This is a genomic window from Rothia mucilaginosa (genome assembly GCF_001548235.1).
Lineage (GTDB): Bacteria > Actinomycetota > Actinomycetes > Actinomycetales > Micrococcaceae > Rothia > Rothia mucilaginosa_B.
This window is the reverse complement of the sequence record NZ_AP014938.1, coordinates 1599001-1615048: the sequence shown is the minus strand read 5'-3', so window position 1 is coordinate 1615048 and position 16048 is coordinate 1599001. Positions and strand designations below refer to the sequence as shown.

The 16048-nt window shown below is 60.1% G+C and carries 14 protein-coding genes; 2 read left to right on the top strand and 12 right to left on the bottom strand.

All coding sequences use genetic code 11. The annotated features are described in order from the left end of the window. Nucleotides 1-116: 116 nt before the first annotated feature. The 8 genes from ychF to RM6536_RS06325 form a co-directional block, all read right to left on the bottom strand. Entirely contained in the window at nt 117-1202 is a 1086-nt protein-coding gene (gene ychF, locus RM6536_RS06360) for a redox-regulated ATPase YchF (RefSeq protein ID WP_060824475.1), read from the bottom strand. Between the two features lie 227 nt (nt 1203-1429). Continuing rightward, a complete protein-coding gene (locus tag RM6536_RS06355; protein ID WP_060824474.1) occupies nt 1430-2062 on the bottom strand; it encodes a response regulator in 633 nt (210 codons plus the stop codon). Nucleotides 2063-2205: 143 nt separating this feature from the next. Then, nucleotides 2206-3474: a sensor histidine kinase gene (locus tag RM6536_RS06350; protein ID WP_060824473.1), complete on the bottom strand. Its 1269-nt coding sequence runs from the start codon at nt 3472-3474 to the stop codon at nt 2206-2208. Between the two features lie 164 nt (nt 3475-3638). After that, entirely contained in the window at nt 3639-4397 is a 759-nt protein-coding gene (locus RM6536_RS06345; protein ID WP_060824472.1) for an ABC transporter permease, read from the bottom strand. A 69-nt stretch (nt 4398-4466) separates the two neighbouring features. Beyond that, nucleotides 4467-5420, bottom strand: coding sequence for an ABC transporter ATP-binding protein (locus RM6536_RS06340; RefSeq protein ID WP_049356412.1), 954 nt, complete (start codon nt 5418-5420; stop codon nt 4467-4469). Between the two features lie 836 nt (nt 5421-6256). Further along, nucleotides 6257-7402 (bottom strand): low temperature requirement protein A, encoded by a 1146-nt coding sequence (locus RM6536_RS06335; protein WP_060824471.1) that lies wholly within the window; start codon nt 7400-7402, stop codon nt 6257-6259. 222 nt (nt 7403-7624) lie between these two features. After that, nucleotides 7625-8710, bottom strand: a complete 1086-nt coding sequence (locus tag RM6536_RS06330) for a 4-hydroxy-3-methylbut-2-enyl diphosphate reductase (RefSeq protein ID WP_060824470.1) — start codon at nt 8708-8710, stop codon at nt 7625-7627. Nucleotides 8711-8737: 27 nt separating this feature from the next. Next, nucleotides 8738-9961: a hypothetical protein gene (locus RM6536_RS06325; RefSeq protein WP_060824469.1), complete on the bottom strand. Its 1224-nt coding sequence runs from the start codon at nt 9959-9961 to the stop codon at nt 8738-8740. A gap of 155 nt (nt 9962-10116) precedes the next feature. Between RM6536_RS06325 and xseA the strand changes: the two genes are divergently transcribed. Beyond that, a complete protein-coding gene (xseA, locus tag RM6536_RS06320) occupies nt 10117-11418 on the top strand; it encodes an exodeoxyribonuclease VII large subunit (protein WP_060824468.1) in 1302 nt (433 codons plus the stop codon). Between the two features lie 66 nt (nt 11419-11484). Further along, a complete protein-coding gene (locus RM6536_RS06315) occupies nt 11485-11754 on the top strand; it encodes an exodeoxyribonuclease VII small subunit (protein ID WP_060824467.1) in 270 nt (89 codons plus the stop codon). A 150-nt stretch (nt 11755-11904) separates the two neighbouring features. Here the strand turns inward: RM6536_RS06315 and RM6536_RS06310 are convergent, their stop codons facing one another. The 4 genes from RM6536_RS06310 to RM6536_RS06295 are packed head-to-tail and all read right to left on the bottom strand — an operon-like array spanning nt 11905 to nt 16027. Further along, nucleotides 11905-13128, bottom strand: coding sequence for a pyridoxal phosphate-dependent aminotransferase (locus RM6536_RS06310; protein WP_060824466.1), 1224 nt, complete (start codon nt 13126-13128; stop codon nt 11905-11907). Nucleotides 13129-13134: 6 nt separating this feature from the next. After that, nucleotides 13135-14313, bottom strand: coding sequence for a glycine betaine ABC transporter substrate-binding protein (locus RM6536_RS06305; RefSeq protein WP_060824465.1), 1179 nt, complete (start codon nt 14311-14313; stop codon nt 13135-13137). Beyond that, on the bottom strand, nt 14313-14822 hold the full coding sequence (locus RM6536_RS06300) for an NUDIX domain-containing protein (RefSeq protein WP_005508451.1): 510 nt from the start codon (nt 14820-14822) through the stop codon (nt 14313-14315). The genes RM6536_RS06305 and RM6536_RS06300 overlap by 1 nt, the downstream gene beginning before the upstream one ends. A gap of 26 nt (nt 14823-14848) precedes the next feature. Beyond that, entirely contained in the window at nt 14849-16027 is a 1179-nt protein-coding gene (locus tag RM6536_RS06295) for a LysR substrate-binding domain-containing protein (RefSeq protein WP_060824464.1), read from the bottom strand. Nucleotides 16028-16048 lie beyond the last annotated feature (21 nt).

Here is a 16048-nt window from a genome sequence, read left to right as displayed (position 1 = left end):
ATTCAATTAGCGGTTTACATTACGATCTAAGGGTACAAAAAATCCGGTGACAGTGAGATGATTTTCGTCATCCCTCCCCGTCACCGGATTCTCAAAGTCCTATCGACCCGTCAGATTTAGACGTTGAAGCGGAACTCGACCACGTCGCCGTCCTGCATGATGTAGTCCTTGCCCTCCATACGGACCTTACCGCGAGCCTTCGCCTCCGCCATGGAGCCAGCCTCATCCAGATCCTTGAAAGACACAACCTCAGCCTTAATGAAGCCACGCTCAAAATCAGAGTGAATCACACCAGCAGCCTGCGGCGCAGTATCACCCTTATAAATCGTCCAAGCGCGAGCCTCCTTCGGGCCAGCAGTCAGATAAGTCTGCAAACCCAGAGTCGAGAAGCCAACACGAGCCAGCTGATCCAGACCGGACTCATCCTGACCGTTCATCTCCAGCATCTCGCGAGCCTCCTCCTCAGACAGCTCCACCAGATCAGCCTCCAGCTTCGCATCCAAGAACACAGCCTCAGCCGGCGCAACCATGTCACGCAGTTCCTGCTGCTTCTCCTCAGACGCCAGAATGCCCTCATCCGCGTTGAACACGTAAATGAACGGCTTAGCAGTCAGCAAGTTCAGCTCCTTCAAGTGAGCCAGCTCCAGCTTCTCATCCTTCGCACGAGAAATGATGGTGTCACCATCCTCCAGGATCTTCTGCGCAGCCTTGTAGGTCTCCAGCTGAGCGGCATCACCCTTCTTAATCTTCACAGCCTTCTCCAGACGCGGAATAGCGTTCTCCAAAGTCTGCAGGTCAGCCAGAATCAGCTCAGTGTTGATGGTCTCCATATCGGAGGCGGGGTCAACCTTGCCGTCCACGTGAATGACGTCCGGGTCATCAAACGCACGCACCACCTGGGCGATAGCGTGCGCCTCACGAATATTCGCGAGGAACTTGTTACCCAGGCCCTCACCCTCAGAAGCGCCCTTCACAATACCCGCAATATCAACGAACGAAACAGTCGCAGGCAGAATACGCTCCGAACCAAAAATCTCAGCCAGACGGTTCAGACGCGCATCCGGCAGGTTCACCACGCCCACGTTCGGGTCAATGGTCGCGAACGGGTAGTTAGCCGCCAGCACAGTGTTGCCGGTCAGAGCGTTGAACAGGGTGGACTTGCCCACGTTAGGCAGGCCAACAATGCCGATAGTTAGAGCCACAAGTTTTCCTTCGAATCATGTACCCCGCCACACACTCAGGATGCGCCGCGTACGTGATGCGGCGGGTGCGGGTGGGCATAGGGCGAAAATGGTGCCCGCATCCAAGCGCGGCACCGCCAGTCTCAGGAAGAAACGGGTGCGGGGCGCCTGCGGGCATAGACACTACCATTCTACCGTGTTCGCGCAGGAGCCGCCCTGGTTGTCGTCCTGGTTGATGAGAGCAGGGGCTAGAGCCAGCCGTTCTCCGTGGCGATACGCACCGCATCCTGACGCGTCGACGCGCCCGTCTTCGCCATCGCCGCCGACAAATAATTACGCACCGTACCCGCCGACAAAAACAACGCCGCCGCAATCTGCTGAGCCGTACCACCCGACGCCGCCTCACGTAGCACCTGCGCCTCACGCTCCGTCAACGGAGAAGCACCCGTCACCAAAGAATCCGCCGCCAACGACGGATCCACCACACGCAACCCCGCATGCACACGACGAATCGCCTCCGCCAACTGGCGAGCACCCGTATCCTTCACCACGAAACCACTCGCACCAGCCTCCAGGGCGCGGCGCACATAACCGGGGCGGCCAAAAGTCGTCACAATCAGCGTACGCACCGGCTCACCCGACTCGCTCAGCGCGCCCGCGTCGCGAATCGCGGCGGCCGCCTCAATACCATCAGCCAGCAAAGCACCGGGCATCTGCACGTCCAGGAGAACCACGTCCGGCTTCAATAGGGCGACAGCGCCCAGCACCTCGTCACCGCTACCGACCTGCCCCACAATCTCCAGGTCGACCTCCAGACCCAGCAGGGCGGCAAGAGCCTCACGGATGAGCTGCTGATCGTCAGCGAGCAGAACACGAATCATGGGAACCTCACGGGGAACGAGCGAATACCGGCACGGCGGGCGCACTGGGCGCTACCTACCACCACGATACAGGGGTTACCGGCTCACCCGTCCAGGGTTGGGCGCCAATTTTCAGCATTTAAAGCGCGGCTAAACGTGCGTCTTTAGAGCACCGAGGTGTCGCCGTCCATGCTCACACGGATGCGTGTGCCCACCCCACCGCCAGGGTTCTCCGCCAGCCACTGCTCGGGCGCCACCTCGATCACCACGCTACCGCCGGAGGCCGCCACACGCTGAGCCATGCCCGTCAAACCGTTACCGCGGGCATCGCCCACGCCCACGCCGTTGTCAAGGATGTCCAGACCGGTTGCGCTCAGGCGCACCCGCGCCGCGTTCGCACCCGAGTGGCGCACCATGTTCGTGACCGCCTCACGCAGAACCCAGGAGAACAGCTTCGCGTTCACGCCAGCCACCGCGAGCGCGCTCTGAGCCTCCGGCAGTTCGGCGCGAATACCGGCGGTCTGCAGGGCACGGCCCGCACCCTCAATCTCACCCGAGAAGTCGGGCACGCGCAGGCGCGTCACGGTTGAGCGAACCTCCGCCAGGGATGCGCGGGACAGTTGCGCGATTGCCTCCATTTCGGCGCCGGCGCGGGCGGGGTCAATCTCCAGCAGACGCTGCGCCAGCTCAGCCTTGAGGGTGATGACGGTCAGGGAGTGGCCCAGCACGTCGTGCACGTCGCGGGCAATCTCCTCACGCTCCTCGGAGAGCGCCAGGGAGGCACGTGCTACGTCCGCACGTTCGCCCAGCTCAATCAGGTAAGAGAAGCCCAGAAGACCCACCATCGGCGCACCGATAAAGAGGGCGATACCGCCGCGCGCGGTGACGTCAAAGCCGATACTCGCCATAAAAATTAGCCAGCAGACCAGGGCAATCGTCGCCGCTACACCCAAGCGCAGGCGGTACGGGGCGATCGTGCCAAAAATCCAGAACGCCACAAAGTACATGCTGAACGACAAAAACACCACATACGCCGATTCCAGCCGCAGCGCCGTCAGGCCAGCCACGGGCAGTGCCATCAGTAGCGTCCAGATGACGCTTCGGCGCACCGTGGAGGCGACCGGCACCAGCCACGGCACTGCGTACGCCGAGCAGTTCACCACCGCGAAAAGTGCCACCAGCACTACACCGGTCCAGCGCACCGGCGCCAGCTCCGGGGTGGTGAGGAAGCTGTCCAGCGGCATGAGCAGAAACACCAGCCACGGGGCGCTGAAACCCAGCGCCAGCCAGTTCACGTTGCCGCTGCGTTCGCGGTGGAGGAAGCGGAAGCGGTTCTTGCCCAGGGTGCGCTTCGCGGCGGTGGGTGCCACCTCGTTCTCTGCGTGGGGGTGTTCGTTCTCGTAGGAATGGGTGTGGGTGTGGGTTTCGGTCATGGTTCTAGCCTAACGTGCGGGTGCCGCGGGTGCAGATACCACCGGCGCGGCGGTGTCAGTAGCGGCAGTGTTAGTAGGAGCAGCGTGAGTGGATACGGCTTCCGCCGCAGCCTCGGGAGCTCCTGATACTACGGAACCCTTGAGACTGCGGCGGGAAGAATCATTTAGCGGCGGGTTGCGCGGCGCATCAGCAGGGCAGAAACACCCAGGAAGATCGCCGCCCACACGACCAGGCTCACCACTGCGTACCAGAGCGGCTCGGTCACGAACCAGTCCTCACCGCCCGAAATAATGGTCTGACCTGCACTGAAGGGGTAGCGGGCAATCTCGGCGGCACCGTACAGCGGGGTGAAGCGGGCGTACTTCAGCAGGTCGGTGCTCAGCGGGGAGAACACGGTACCGAAGAAGCTCATAATCACCAGCAGACCGTTCGCAATGGACACGGCGTTCTCGTTACGAATCAGCAGACCCATCATGATGCCGTAGAAGGCGAACACCAGACCGCACAGCACCGTCAGCGCACCAGCGGCAAGCTGCTGGTTCACAGGAATCTCAACACCGGTGAACATGCCCACAATGTTCACCGCAATCACCGGCAGCGCAGAAATCACCAGGGCGGTCAGCGCCTTCGCACCCAGGTACTTGCCGGTGGTCAGCGGGGTCAGCGCCAGCTGGCGGTTCCAGCCGCTGGAGAGCTCGGTGACGGTGCTGCCGCTAATCGCCACGGTGTTCTGTACGGCACCGTACAGCGCCATGCCAATCATGACGTAGGCCGCTACGTTGCCGTCGCCCATCTGCTGGGAAGAGTAGTCCTGCATCGCGCCGAAGAGCAGGAAGAAGACAATCGGCAGTGCCACGCCGAAGAAGAAACGGTCGGTCGAGAGGATAGAAGCGCGGATGTCGTAGAGTGCGTAGCGGAGCATGATGTTTTCCTTGAGGTGTGTAACGGCGGCGTAGCGTTTAGATGGTGTGGTGTTTAGGCGGTCTGATGTTTAGGCGTCGGATGCTTTGGAGGCGGCGGCCTGCTCAGTCAGCAGGGTGAAGGACTCGTCCAGGGAGGGCTTGGTGACCTCCAGGTCTCTGATGCTGTAGTTGTTCAGCAGAGTGCGCAGTACCTGCTCAATCTCCAGTACGGAGATGCGGTGGCGGTACCCGCCGGACTCTTCGGTCACCTCGACCGGCACATCCAGGTCGGTGATGGGTGCGGGTGCGAGGAAGGAAAGGTGGCGGTGGCCGGTCAGGGCGCGAATCTCGTCGGAGGAGCCGTCAGCGATGATGGAGCCGGATTCCATGAGCACGATGCGCTGGGCGAAGTTCTGTGCTTCTTCCAGGTAGTGCGTCGCAAAAAGAATGGTCGTTCCACGTTCTGCGATGGCTTCCATACGTTCCCAGAAAGTGCGGCGCGCATTCACGTCCATGCCGGCGGTCGGCTCGTCCAGGATCAGCAGTTCCGGCGAGTGCATGGTCGCCAGGGCGTAACGCAGACGCTGCTGCTGGCCGCCCGAGCACTTACCGACCTTACGCTTAGCGATATCGGTCAGGTCGGCGCCGGCGAGTACCTCATCCACGTCAATAGGCTTGGGGTACAGCGCCGCAATCATCTCAACCGTGGCGCGAATCGTCAGGTCCTTGAGCAGGCCACCGGTCTGCTGAACCGCACCGAGTAGACCGGCGCGTGCCGCCTCGGAGGCGTTGCGACCGAAGACGCTCAACTCGCCGCCGCTGGGCTGGGTCAGACCAAGAATCATGTCGATGAGGGTGGTCTTGCCGGCGCCGTTGGGGCCGAGCAGTGCGATGATTTCGCCGCGCTTGACGGTCAGGTCAATCGAGTTGACGGCGACCACGGTGCCTGCCGCGCGGGTGGAGAAAACCTGGCGGAGGGAGCGGGCGGAAATAACGGTTTCTGCGGTGTTTTGCTTGCTATTCTGAAGTGCTGCGGTGTTCATGTTTCTATTACACCGCCGGTTTTCGCACCGGTGCGGTACAGAGTGTCATGACCTGCCCATGACAAATGTCATGAGTTCGCGGAGGGGCTGGTATGACGCGGTAATTTCCGGGGTAATAGGCCCTCGAAGCTGTAGCGGAGGCGGTCGCGCGAAGCGGGGGCTCCGTCCTCAAGGCGCCCCAGCGCCGCAGAGGGGGCATTCCCCCGCGTAGCGTGAACGTGAAGCTGCGCTAGCGTCCCTATCCGTGCATCCCGCACATCAGATACAAAGACCCCGTGTCTTCTCCCCACACGGGGAACCCGTATCCTTCACCACGAACCCACTCGCACCAGTTTCCAGGACGCGGCGCGGCAGTGTTAGCAGATGCGGTGTGAGCGGGTACGGCTTCCGCCGCAGCCTCGGGAGCCCCTGATACTACGGAACTCTTGAGACTGCGGCGGGAAGAAGCATTTAGCGGCGGGTTGCGCGGCGCATCAGCAGGGCAGAAACGCCCAGGAAGATAGCCGCCCACACGACCAGACTCACCACTTGAAGCTCATTAGTAAGAGTTTATTGAGGACATAGAAAAGGGTTTCGGTAAGTATCAGTCCTTTGTAGATGCAGGTGAGCAGTATGAAGACGGCTACATCGACACTCTGGCCCTCTATTTATTGGAAGGGAAGATAGAAAACTTCCGTTCTCATCTAGAGTATCTCAATATGATTGGAGATGATGCGGATAGTGTCATCAGATTAGATATGTCTGGAAAGGAAGTTGATAAACAAATGATGGACAAATTTAGTTTATAAAAACAAAAAAGCCTTGGAAGCCAAGGCTTTTTTGTTTTTATAAATTAATTAGAAGAACCCCCAGTAAGGCACGGAATATTGTTTAGTACGTGTAACCCAGAAAGAAATAAAATGACTAGCTATAGCTAGAGTAAAAATGGTTGCAATACTCAACACTGTTATAGCATTAGAAGCGAAAAGCAAAGAGAGAATCAAGGCAGCCAGATAGAGTGTCGCTTGGACACAGTAGTAACTTCTCGGATAGCGAAGATAGTTTTTGTTGTAGGGCCCATTTGCTAGGACAGCAGCTTGGAAGAGGCCAATTCCGATATAAAAGAGGCTGATTGCAACGAGAAGATTAGCCTCAGGATTCAGAAGAAAACCCATCGAAACCGTCATCAACATAAGCCCAATAAAAATAGGATAGTGACTATAAATTATAAATACTCCCTTTTGATTGGATCCTTCATCAATAGCATGGTCAAATTCACCAAAATAAAACAAGAACAGGGAAAGCATGATAACGAAATTAAGAACCGAATATATAGAGAAATTCTCAACTGTAAAGAAGTTAACTAGCCCAATAACCATCTCTCCAAACGTAATGATGACAAGAAGGGAGACGCGCTCGATTAAATGGGGAAGATTTACCTGGAAATGCTCATCTTTAGTCATCAAGAAAATTGGCACAATAAATGTTAGCAGAATACTAGCAATAAAGATATAGACTCCAACGTAAATAGGGAAAAGAGCTGCCAGATAGACTCCTAAACTTTGTAGACCTGTTAACCATAGAAAACCTTTGATGCTTTCCCGATCAGTATTATCGGTTGATTCTCTAAAAAACTCAACCAAATATTGAAAAAATAAGGTAAGGGTCAATGTACCAACAGCCCAACAGGTATAATAGAACCATTGTTGCCAATTGTATCCAATCATATTGGATATAAAGAGCATAAGTCCCATGTTGGTAAACATGATTACCATATTAAATAACGAGTTTGTTCCATAGCGATTGGTATAAATGGTTTGAATCATCCAGGCATTGATGATAACCATGACAGAGATGAAGAAATCAAGTAAAGATTCCCAAGCCACAACACCGTCATGAAGAGGGTGAATTAAAGCAGTTGCTTTTGAAATTGCAAAAACAAACACTAGGTCATAAAATAGTTCTGAAAATTCTACACGTTTATGTTCAATAAGAGTTGTCACCTTAAGACCTTTCTATTCGAGAAATACAATTTATTATAACAGAACATGGCATTGTGGCGCGAATCGTCAGGTCCTTAAGCAGGCCACCGGTCTGCTGCACCGCACCAAGTAGACCGGCGCGTACCGCCGTCCCAAACAGTGCTTCCCCACATATCAGATACAAAGACCCCGTGTCTTCTCCCCACACAGGGGAAGAGGACACGGGGTCATCAGCTAAAAGTATTAGCGAGTGGGCTTAGCGCCGCGGCCACCGAGCTGGCGGCCCACGTTCTCATCGTTCTTCAGGGCGGAACGCAGTTCCTTCGGCAGGGAGAAGAGAATGTCTTCCTTCGCGGTCTCCACCTCTTCGATGGTGTTGTAGCCGTACTCGGCGAGCAGAGCCAGCACCTCCTGAACCAGAACCTCGGGCACGGACGCGCCGGAGGTCAGGCCCACGGTTGCCACGCCCTCAAACCAGGACTCGTCCACCTGGTGTGCGAAGTCCACACGCTCGGCACGCTTAGCACCGTATTCGAGTGCCACTTCCTTCAGACGCACGGAGTTCGAGGAGTTCGCCGAACCAACCACGATCACCAGGTCGGCGCGCGGTGCAATCTCCTTGATGGCGCCCTGGCGGTTAGAGGTTGCGTAGCAGATGTCGTCCGAGGGCGGATCCTGCAGGGAGGGGAAACGCTCACGCAGACGCGCCACGGTTTCCAGGGTCTCATCCACGGACAGGGTGGTCTGAGAAATCCAGACGACCTTCTCCGGGTTGCGGACGGTCACCTGATCCACCTCGTCGGGCGAGTTCACGATCTGGATGTGCTCGGGCGCCTCACCGGCGGTACCCTCGACCTCTTCGTGGCCGGTGTGACCGATGAGCAGGATGTCGTAGTCCTGCTTGGCGAAGCGCACAGCCTCGCGGTGCACCTTGTTCACCAGCGGGCAGGTCGCGTCAATAGTGTTCAGGGAGCGGTCGCCGGCTGCGGAAACCACCGCCGGGGACACGCCGTGCGCCGAGAACACGGTCACGGAGCCTTCGGGAACTTCGTCCACTTCATCAACGAAGATAGCGCCCTGCTTTTCCAGGGTCTCCACCACGTGGCGGTTGTGAACAATCTGCTTACGCACGTAGACGGGCGCGCCGTAGTGCTCCAGCGCCTTCTCAACAGCGATCACGGCACGGTCAACGCCTGCGCAGTAACCGCGCGGGGTGGCGAGCAGGACTTTCTTCTCACCGGTGACGGGTGCGGCGGCTTCAACCTCGGCGCGGCTGCGGCGCTCGCGGGGTACGGGCGGCAGGCCCAGGGCAATAGTTTCAGTGGACATGGTTACTATCCTACGTTGTTCAGACTTTTAGTGTGTGATGACTGTGGCACCGCTCGCAGGGCTACGACCCAGGGCGATGAGGCGAATCAGAATACCGAGCAGCAGGGCGAGGATTGCCATGACCAGCCCGTAGCTTGCCGCCGCCTGCAAGTGCCCGGTCAGTGACGGTGCAAGCTGGTTCCATGCCCCGGTAATCAGTGCCGTTCCGGCGGTGCTGTGGCTGGTAATTCCCAAGGTTTCAGGGCTTTGGGCGCCAAACCAGGCTGCGGCGCCCCAGCCCAGTAGTGCGTAGAGCAGAGCCGTGACCACCGGTACCAGGATGCGGTGCCTGGGTGCCAGCAACGTAGCCAGCAGCAGGCTCAGCACCGAGATGATGGTCAGCGGCACGGTGGATTTGCCCAGCGCGGCGGCACGGTTGATGCCGGCATGCAGGTACCATTCCTGCTGCTCCTGCTGGTTGTTGCCGTCCTTCAACCGGTCAATGTTGAGGGTTTCAGGGCCGAGCTTCGTCAGGTCCGGGTCGAAGGAGCCGATAGAGCCGACCTTCGCATCCAGTGCACGGTAGAAGGGGGTGAGCACAATGACGGCGGGGCCGTCCTGGTGTTCGAGGTTGTAGCGGCGAGTTTCCTCGGCTATTTCCTTCCAGAGGCTTCGATATTCTTCAGTTTTTGACAGCTCAGCCGCGGATCGGTTGAGCAGGGAACGTATGCCGTCTTGTGTCGGCTTTACAAGAATGGAGTATAAGCCGCTTTGTTTGGTGCCGTCGAGGAAGGTTGTCATAGCTTCGGAGTTCATGAGGTCTTCGACTGCACCGTCCGCGATGCGCGAGGCAAGCTGCGAGTCCTCCGCCAGGCTGGAGGAAATCTGCGAGAAACCGCGCTCTGACATGAGCTTGGAGTTCACCCAGGCACCCGTGGTTGCACCCAGAGCGGTCACCAGGGCCAGGGCGCACAGCACAACGGTCAGGAACCTGCGCAAACCCGCCGCGAAGGGAGGCTCGGGGGCGGCCTGTAGCTCAGCCTTGGTGGGGGCTGCGGCGTGGCCGAGCGTGCGCGTGGGCTGTAGCAGGGTGGTGTCTTCATCCGCTGTGGGGTAACCACCCGTGTAGTAGCCGTCCGTGCGGGTAATCCGGGTGTCGACGACTCGGGTCGCGTCCGCCGGGTAGTTTTGCGCGCCGGTACCCGCCGCTGACGAAGCCGCGGCGGTGTTGGGGGCGTTGTTCTGATGTGCTGACTGATCGGGTGAGCGCATGAGCCTAGGGTACCCGCTTACGGTGTTCAAAGCCGATTCGGACCCGCAGAATGCGCCAGAAGCTAAGTTCTGCCTGCACTACGTGCAAGCTACCCGAGTCGCCAGGCTGACCTGTAAGCAGGCGCATAACCGACCAATCAGGGACAATAGAGAGTATGAACTTCTACAACCCCTCCGCAGCGCAGCCGGCACCCGCACTGGTGGTGCCGCCCGTGCACGAGCGGCAGCTTCCCGGGAAGTCTCAGGAAACCACCGCCACCAACCCCTGGCCCCTCGCCCTGCTCGCGCAGAACCTCAAAAACTATGTAGACAAGGTTCCCGAGCTCTGGGTGGAGGCGCAGGTCGCCTCCCTCAACGGCCGCGGCGGCAACGTCTTCATGGAGCTCAAAGACCTCAACGAAGACTTCTCCTTCACCCTCGCGCTCTTTGGGCGTGCCGGTAGCGGCCTGGCGGCTGATGTGACCGTAGGCGCTCGCATCGTCACCCGCGCCAAGCCGAGCCTGTGGAAGAACGGCAAGCTCTCCCTCATCGGCAAGGAAGTGTACGCGGTCGGCACCGGTAACCTGCACGAGCAGCTGCAGCGTCTGCGTGAAGCTCTCGCCGCCGAGGGGCTGTTCTCTGACGCGCGGAAGAAGCCGCTACCCATGCTACCGAATCGTGTGGGTCTGATTACCGGTCGCGATTCTGACGCGGAGAAGGACGTTATCCGCAACGCCTCCCTGCGCTGGCCCGGCGTGGTCTTCGAGGTGCGCAATACCCGCGTTCAGGGTGAGGGCGCGGCGGCTGAGGTCATTGCGGCCCTCGCCGAGCTGGACGCCCACCCGGAGGTGGATGTCATCGTCATCGCCCGAGGCGGCGGCTCCTTCGAAGACCTGCTACCCTTCTCCGAGGAGGCACTCATCCGCGCCGTCGCGGCAGCCACCACCCCGGTGGTCTCAGCGATCGGTCACGAGGCGGACTCCCCCATCCTCGATGCGGTCGCCGATCTGCGCGCCTCCACCCCCACCGATGCGGGTAAGCGCATTGTGCCCGATATTTCGGAGGAGACCGCCCGCATCACCGAGGCGCGCGCCCGCCTGGACCGCGCGGTGCTCGGCTACGTGGGCATGCAGATGAACTACATTGCGCAGCTGCGTAGCCGCCCGGTGCTCACCCACCCGGAGTCTTCCCTGCTCATGCGTGTGGAGGAGCTGAGCCAGCTACGCGAGCGCGCTCACCGTTCGGTGCAGCACCGTCTGGAGCGTGAGTCGGCTACCCTGTCGCACACGTTGGCGCGGGTGCGTTCGCTCTCTCCCGCGCAGACGCTCAACCGCGGCTATTCCATCGTTCAGGATGCCGCAGGCGCTATTGTGCGTGACGCTTCGGCGCTAACCGAGGGCGAGCAGATTACGGTGCGTGCGGCGACCGGTTCGGCGCAGGCAACCGTGACTTCTACGGACCCCTCGAACATCTCCTAAACCTCGATACCCCTAACGTTTTACCCCTAGTTTTATCTCTAGTTTTTACCCCTGAAAGGTTCCTCAATGAGCGAGAACATTAGCTTCAACAGCGCCGAACTCGGCGCACCCGTCGAAACCCTCGGCTACGAGCAGGCACGTGCCGAGCTGGAGCAGGTCGTGCGCCAGCTGGAGTCCGGCGCCAGCGATCTGGAGACCTCCATCGCCCTGTGGGAGCGTGGCGAGGCGCTTGCCGCCCGCTGCGAGGCGTGGCTGCAGGGCGCGCAGGAGCGCCTGAACGCGGCACGCGGCACGCAGGCAGGTACACAGGGCGGTCAGGAGCCTGCGGCGAACTAGCACGCCTCTTTCTCTCCCCTCCTCCCCCGGCGTGTTGCTCCGTCATCTGCGCATCGCGCATCCGCGAAGCCGCTAAAAGTAGCCTGCCCCGCAGCTCATCAGAACTGCGGGGCAGGCTATTTCTGTCTATATGCAGCAGAGGCGGGAAGGCTAGTGCTTCTGCTTGTAGTCAGCCATGAAGTTACCCAGGCGCTCCAGGGCGCTGGTGAGGGTCTGCGTATCGGGCAGGAACACCAGACGGAAGTGGTCCGGGTCCTTCCAGTTGAACGCGCGGCCGTGGCTGAAGAGAATCTTCTGGCTCTTGAGCAGGTCCAGGGCGAACTGTTCATCGTCGGTGATGTCGAAGCGCTCAATATCAATCTTCGGGAACAGGTAGAGCGCGCCGTCCGCGCTGGTGCAGCTGATGCCGTCAATCTCGTTGAGCATCTTGTGTGCCAGGGTGCGCTGCTCGTACAGGCGACCGCCGGGGACAATCAGCTCGTTAATGGACTGGTAGCCGCCCAGTGCAGTCTGGATTGCGTGCTGTGCCGGAACGTTGGAGCACAGGCGCATGGATGCAAGCAGGTGGATGCCTTCCAGGTAGCTCGTTGCGTCCTTCTTGGGGCCGGTAATAGCGACCCAGCCTGCGCGGTAACCGCAGACGCGGTATGCCTTGGACAGGCCGGAGAAGGTCAAGCAGAGCACATCATCGCCGGTCAGAGAAGCCATGTTGATGGCTTCTGCGCCATCGTACACAATCTTTTCGTAGATTTCGTCGGAGAACACAACCAGACCGTGCTCGCGTGCCAGGTCCACGATCTGCTTCAAAATCGAGCGCGGGTAGACGGCACCGGTCGGGTTGTTCGGGTTAATGACCACAATGCCCTTGGTGCGCTCGGTAATCTTCGACTTAATGTCTTCGATGTCCGGGTACCAGTTGTTTTCCTCGTCGCACAGGTAGTGCACGGGCTTGCCGCCCACCAGCGCGGTGGATGCAGTCCACAGCGGGTAGTCGGGCATGGGGACCAGGATTTCGTCGCCGGTCTCGCACAGTGCCTGCAGGGTCATCGGGATCAGCTCAGACACGCCATTGCCCAGGTAGACGGCGTCGGTGTCGAGGTTCATGATGCCGCGGTTCTGGTAGTGCTGCACAATGGCGGTACGTGCCGAGTAGAGACCGCGGGAGTCAGAGTAGCCCTGGGTTTCGGGCAGGTGACGAATGATGTCCATCATGATGGCATCCGGCGCCTCAAAGCCGAAGGGTGCGGGGTTACCAATGTTCAGTTTGAGGATGCGGTGGCCCATCGCCTCCATGCGATTGGCTTCATCCAGAATGGGGCCGCGGATGTCGTACAGGACGTTGCTCAACTTTGAGGACTGACGGTACTTCGTCATGATGATTTACTTTCTAGGGTGATCCAAAATGAATTGTGCTGCGTCGTCATCTGCGATGGGGTTGGAACCGCTAGTCAGACGCAACAGGAACGAGAGGTTACCCGTGTCTAATGTAGATGATACGCGGTTAATTGCCGTCCGGGCGCTATCTGGCAGGGTACGGCGAATAATGGGCACCAGCTGCTGCTGCAAAAGTGCCGTTGAGGGATCTTCCAGGGTGACCAGGCGGTTATCGTCAATTGCCGGGTCGACGCTGTGCAGCAGGGTCACCTGCACGGTGTCGGAGGTCAGGGCTTTAACTCGCTCGGCGGGGTCGTCCTGAATCTTCGGGTCGTGCACACGGTAGCCGTAGAGGCTACGCAAAGAATCCACGCCGTAGGTGCCGCTGGAGTACCCGGTCGGGATGGAGAACGCCAGGGAAGACTGCACATCGCGCAGGCTCGCGAGGGAGCTGAACTTGTAGCGGGCGCTCACGGCGCGGGTGGTGACCAGTACATCCTTGTTGGTGGCGTTTGCACCGTTGAGGAGCATGAGCTCTTCGGGCAGGATGCGCGAGATGGCGTTGGTCATGTCGGTGGTGCTCATGGCACGCAGGTTGATGGGGTCTGCGGAGCGGGTGGAGCTTGCGGTGGGGCTCGCGGTTGCGTCCGTAGCATGCGCGGAGGCGGTGCTCTCCTCCGCGGTGGGGGTAGCTGCCGGGGGCAGGGTCACTCCGGCTGCCTGAGCGGAGGCGCTCACGGAGGCGGCGATGCGTTCGTTCTGCGCGGCGGCGGGGCTGATTTTGCCGTCGTCGGTCAGGTAGAGCAGCAGGTCGCCGCTGTAGTCGATGACCAGGTCCAGCGCCTCAACGGTGTTGGCGACGCCGCTTTCTTCGTCGTCGGGCAGGGTGGCGCTGGGGGTGGCGGAGTTAGCCGAAGGGACCATAAGCCCGCGCAGGGCGGTAGCGCGGCTGTTGTCGGTGTCAACAAGTTCAACGGAGTAGCCAACCTGTCGCAGGGCACGCGCGTACACGTGCGCTACGGCGCGCATCTCACGCAGGGCACCGTAGCCGATGCGCAGGGTGCCGTAGCTGGACGCGGAGGGATCCACGTGCGGGGTCGTGTCGTTGCTACCGCAGGCGGCAAGCAACGGCATGAGTGCCAGGGAGGTGAGCGCCGCACGGCGGGTGATGGTCAGTCGGTTCATTAGGGAAGCTTCCGTGCGTTTTCGTCGGCAAGAAATTCGCGGTATTCGCGTGCCCAGCTGGCGGCGTTGGAGTAGCCCATCATGGAGGCGACCTCGTCGATGAGGGTGCCGTAGCGGATGGTGTCTAGCTCAGCGATGGGTACCCAGCGTGCGGTGTCGGAGGAGCCGTTAATTTCGTGGCGCAGTTCGCCGGTGACAATGTGGGCGCGGAAAACCACCCGCAGGGCGCAGAAGGGGAGCGCTTGCGGGTCTTTCTGGGTGGAGCGCACGGGAAAGTGTCCGGCGTGCACGCCCAGAATGTCTTCAATGGCGACGCTGTAGCCGGTCTCTTCGAGGGTTTCCCTCAGCGCGGTCTCGTCCGCCTGTTCGCCGGGTTCCATGCCGCCACCGGGCAGGGACCAGAGGGGGCTGAGCGCGCGGTCTTCGGGCACCCAGCGGGTCATGAGCAGCTTGCCCTGCTCAATGATGACTGCGTAGGCTGCGGGTCGGGTTTCCATTGCTAATGCCATGGTTTGATTTTACCGTCTATCGTTCTTTATCGTTTCTTGCCGCGGCGTGCGCTGGCGGCTTTGGCGGACTGTCGAGCGTGCTGGCGCGCGTTGCCGTTTTTCTTGGCGTTGGCGCGCTTTTTATCGCGGGCTTCACGGCGGGCGTTGGCGGCTCGTGCCTTCGCTTTTTCCTTTGCTTTTTCGGCGGCGATGCGTTCGGCGCGTGCCTGTCGGGTTTCGCTACCGCGGTCGCTGGTTGCGGTGCGGCCGCGCACAATACCGATGAAGTCCTGCAGGAGCGCCTCAAGCTCTTCGCTGCGCGGCTCACCTTTGGGTGCACGCGGCCAAACCAGGTGCACCGGGTAGGTGTCCAGACCCGCAACGGGGCGGTAGGTGAGGTCCTTGCGGTGGTAGAAACGCGCGATGGACATGGGCACAATGTACAGGCCCACCCCGGCGGCAACTAGCTCGATGGTTTCCTTATCGGTCAGGCCTTCGGGCACGATACGGCCGGCGCTCTCACGCCAGGCGCGGGACACTTCCTCGTAGGCGGGAATATCGGAGGCGGGCTGCAGCAGGAACTCTTCGGCAAGCTCCTCCACGGGCACCTCATCAAGCACGGTGAGCACGTGGTCCACCGGCAGAATGACCACGGGCAGCTCCTCGTAGAGGCGGATGCTGTGGTACTTCTCGCCGTCGGTGCTTGCCGGTTCGCGGTCGGGGCGCACAATGCTCATGTGCGCGAAGGGGTTCTCGGGTACGTGCTTAGACTCAATGGGGGCGTGCTCGGTAGCTTCGGCGGGCACCTCGGAGGCAGCAGTTCCCTCTTCTGCAACGGGTTCAGCAGGGTTGATTAGGCACAGGTCCTGATGCAGGGAGTCCAGGCCACGTGCCTCACGCACGGGCACCTCCGCCAGCTGCACGCGGTCACCGTAACGCTCATGCCAGCGGTTGAACCACTTGCCGGGCATAATCGCCGGCACGTAGCTCACACGCAGCACGGAGCGCTGCAGCACGGGGATGGGCAGAGCCTCCGGAGTCTGGATCATTGCCAGCTGCTCGGGGTGCAGGTACACGCGGGTGGGAGCCTCGACGAGCGCTTCGGTTTCTACCTCGTCGGTAGCGTTTTCGGGCGCGCTCAACTCGGGGTCGATTGCGGTGAGAGCATGGTCGGTGACGGGCTGCTCTTCGGGGGTACCTGCGGTGGAGGATGCGGATGAACTCATCCCTCCACGCTAGCACATCTT

Coding starts and splice junctions, on each gene's coding strand:
- RM6536_RS06350 (WP_060824473.1), bottom strand. CDS start 3,474: ATGACCGAAACCCACACCCACACCCATTCCTACGAGAACGAACACCCC.
- RM6536_RS06355 (WP_060824474.1), bottom strand. CDS start 2,062: ATGATTCGTGTTCTGCTCGCTGACGATCAGCAGCTCATCCGTGAGGCT.
- RM6536_RS06340 (WP_049356412.1), bottom strand. CDS start 5,420: ATGAACACCGCAGCACTTCAGAATAGCAAGCAAAACACCGCAGAAACC.
- RM6536_RS06300 (WP_005508451.1), bottom strand. CDS start 14,822: ATGGCATTAGCAATGGAAACCCGACCCGCAGCCTACGCAGTCATCATT.
- RM6536_RS06330 (WP_060824470.1), bottom strand. CDS start 8,710: ATGTCCACTGAAACTATTGCCCTGGGCCTGCCGCCCGTACCCCGCGAG.
- RM6536_RS06310 (WP_060824466.1), bottom strand. CDS start 13,128: ATGACGAAGTACCGTCAGTCCTCAAAGTTGAGCAACGTCCTGTACGAC.
- xseA (WP_060824468.1), top strand. CDS start 10,117: ATGAACTTCTACAACCCCTCCGCAGCGCAGCCGGCACCCGCACTGGTG.
- RM6536_RS06345 (WP_060824472.1), bottom strand. CDS start 4,397: ATGCTCCGCTACGCACTCTACGACATCCGCGCTTCTATCCTCTCGACC.
- RM6536_RS06315 (WP_060824467.1), top strand. CDS start 11,485: ATGAGCGAGAACATTAGCTTCAACAGCGCCGAACTCGGCGCACCCGTC.
- RM6536_RS06305 (WP_060824465.1), bottom strand. CDS start 14,313: ATGAACCGACTGACCATCACCCGCCGTGCGGCGCTCACCTCCCTGGCA.
- RM6536_RS06295 (WP_060824464.1), bottom strand. CDS start 16,027: ATGAGTTCATCCGCATCCTCCACCGCAGGTACCCCCGAAGAGCAGCCC.
- RM6536_RS06325 (WP_060824469.1), bottom strand. CDS start 9,961: ATGCGCTCACCCGATCAGTCAGCACATCAGAACAACGCCCCCAACACC.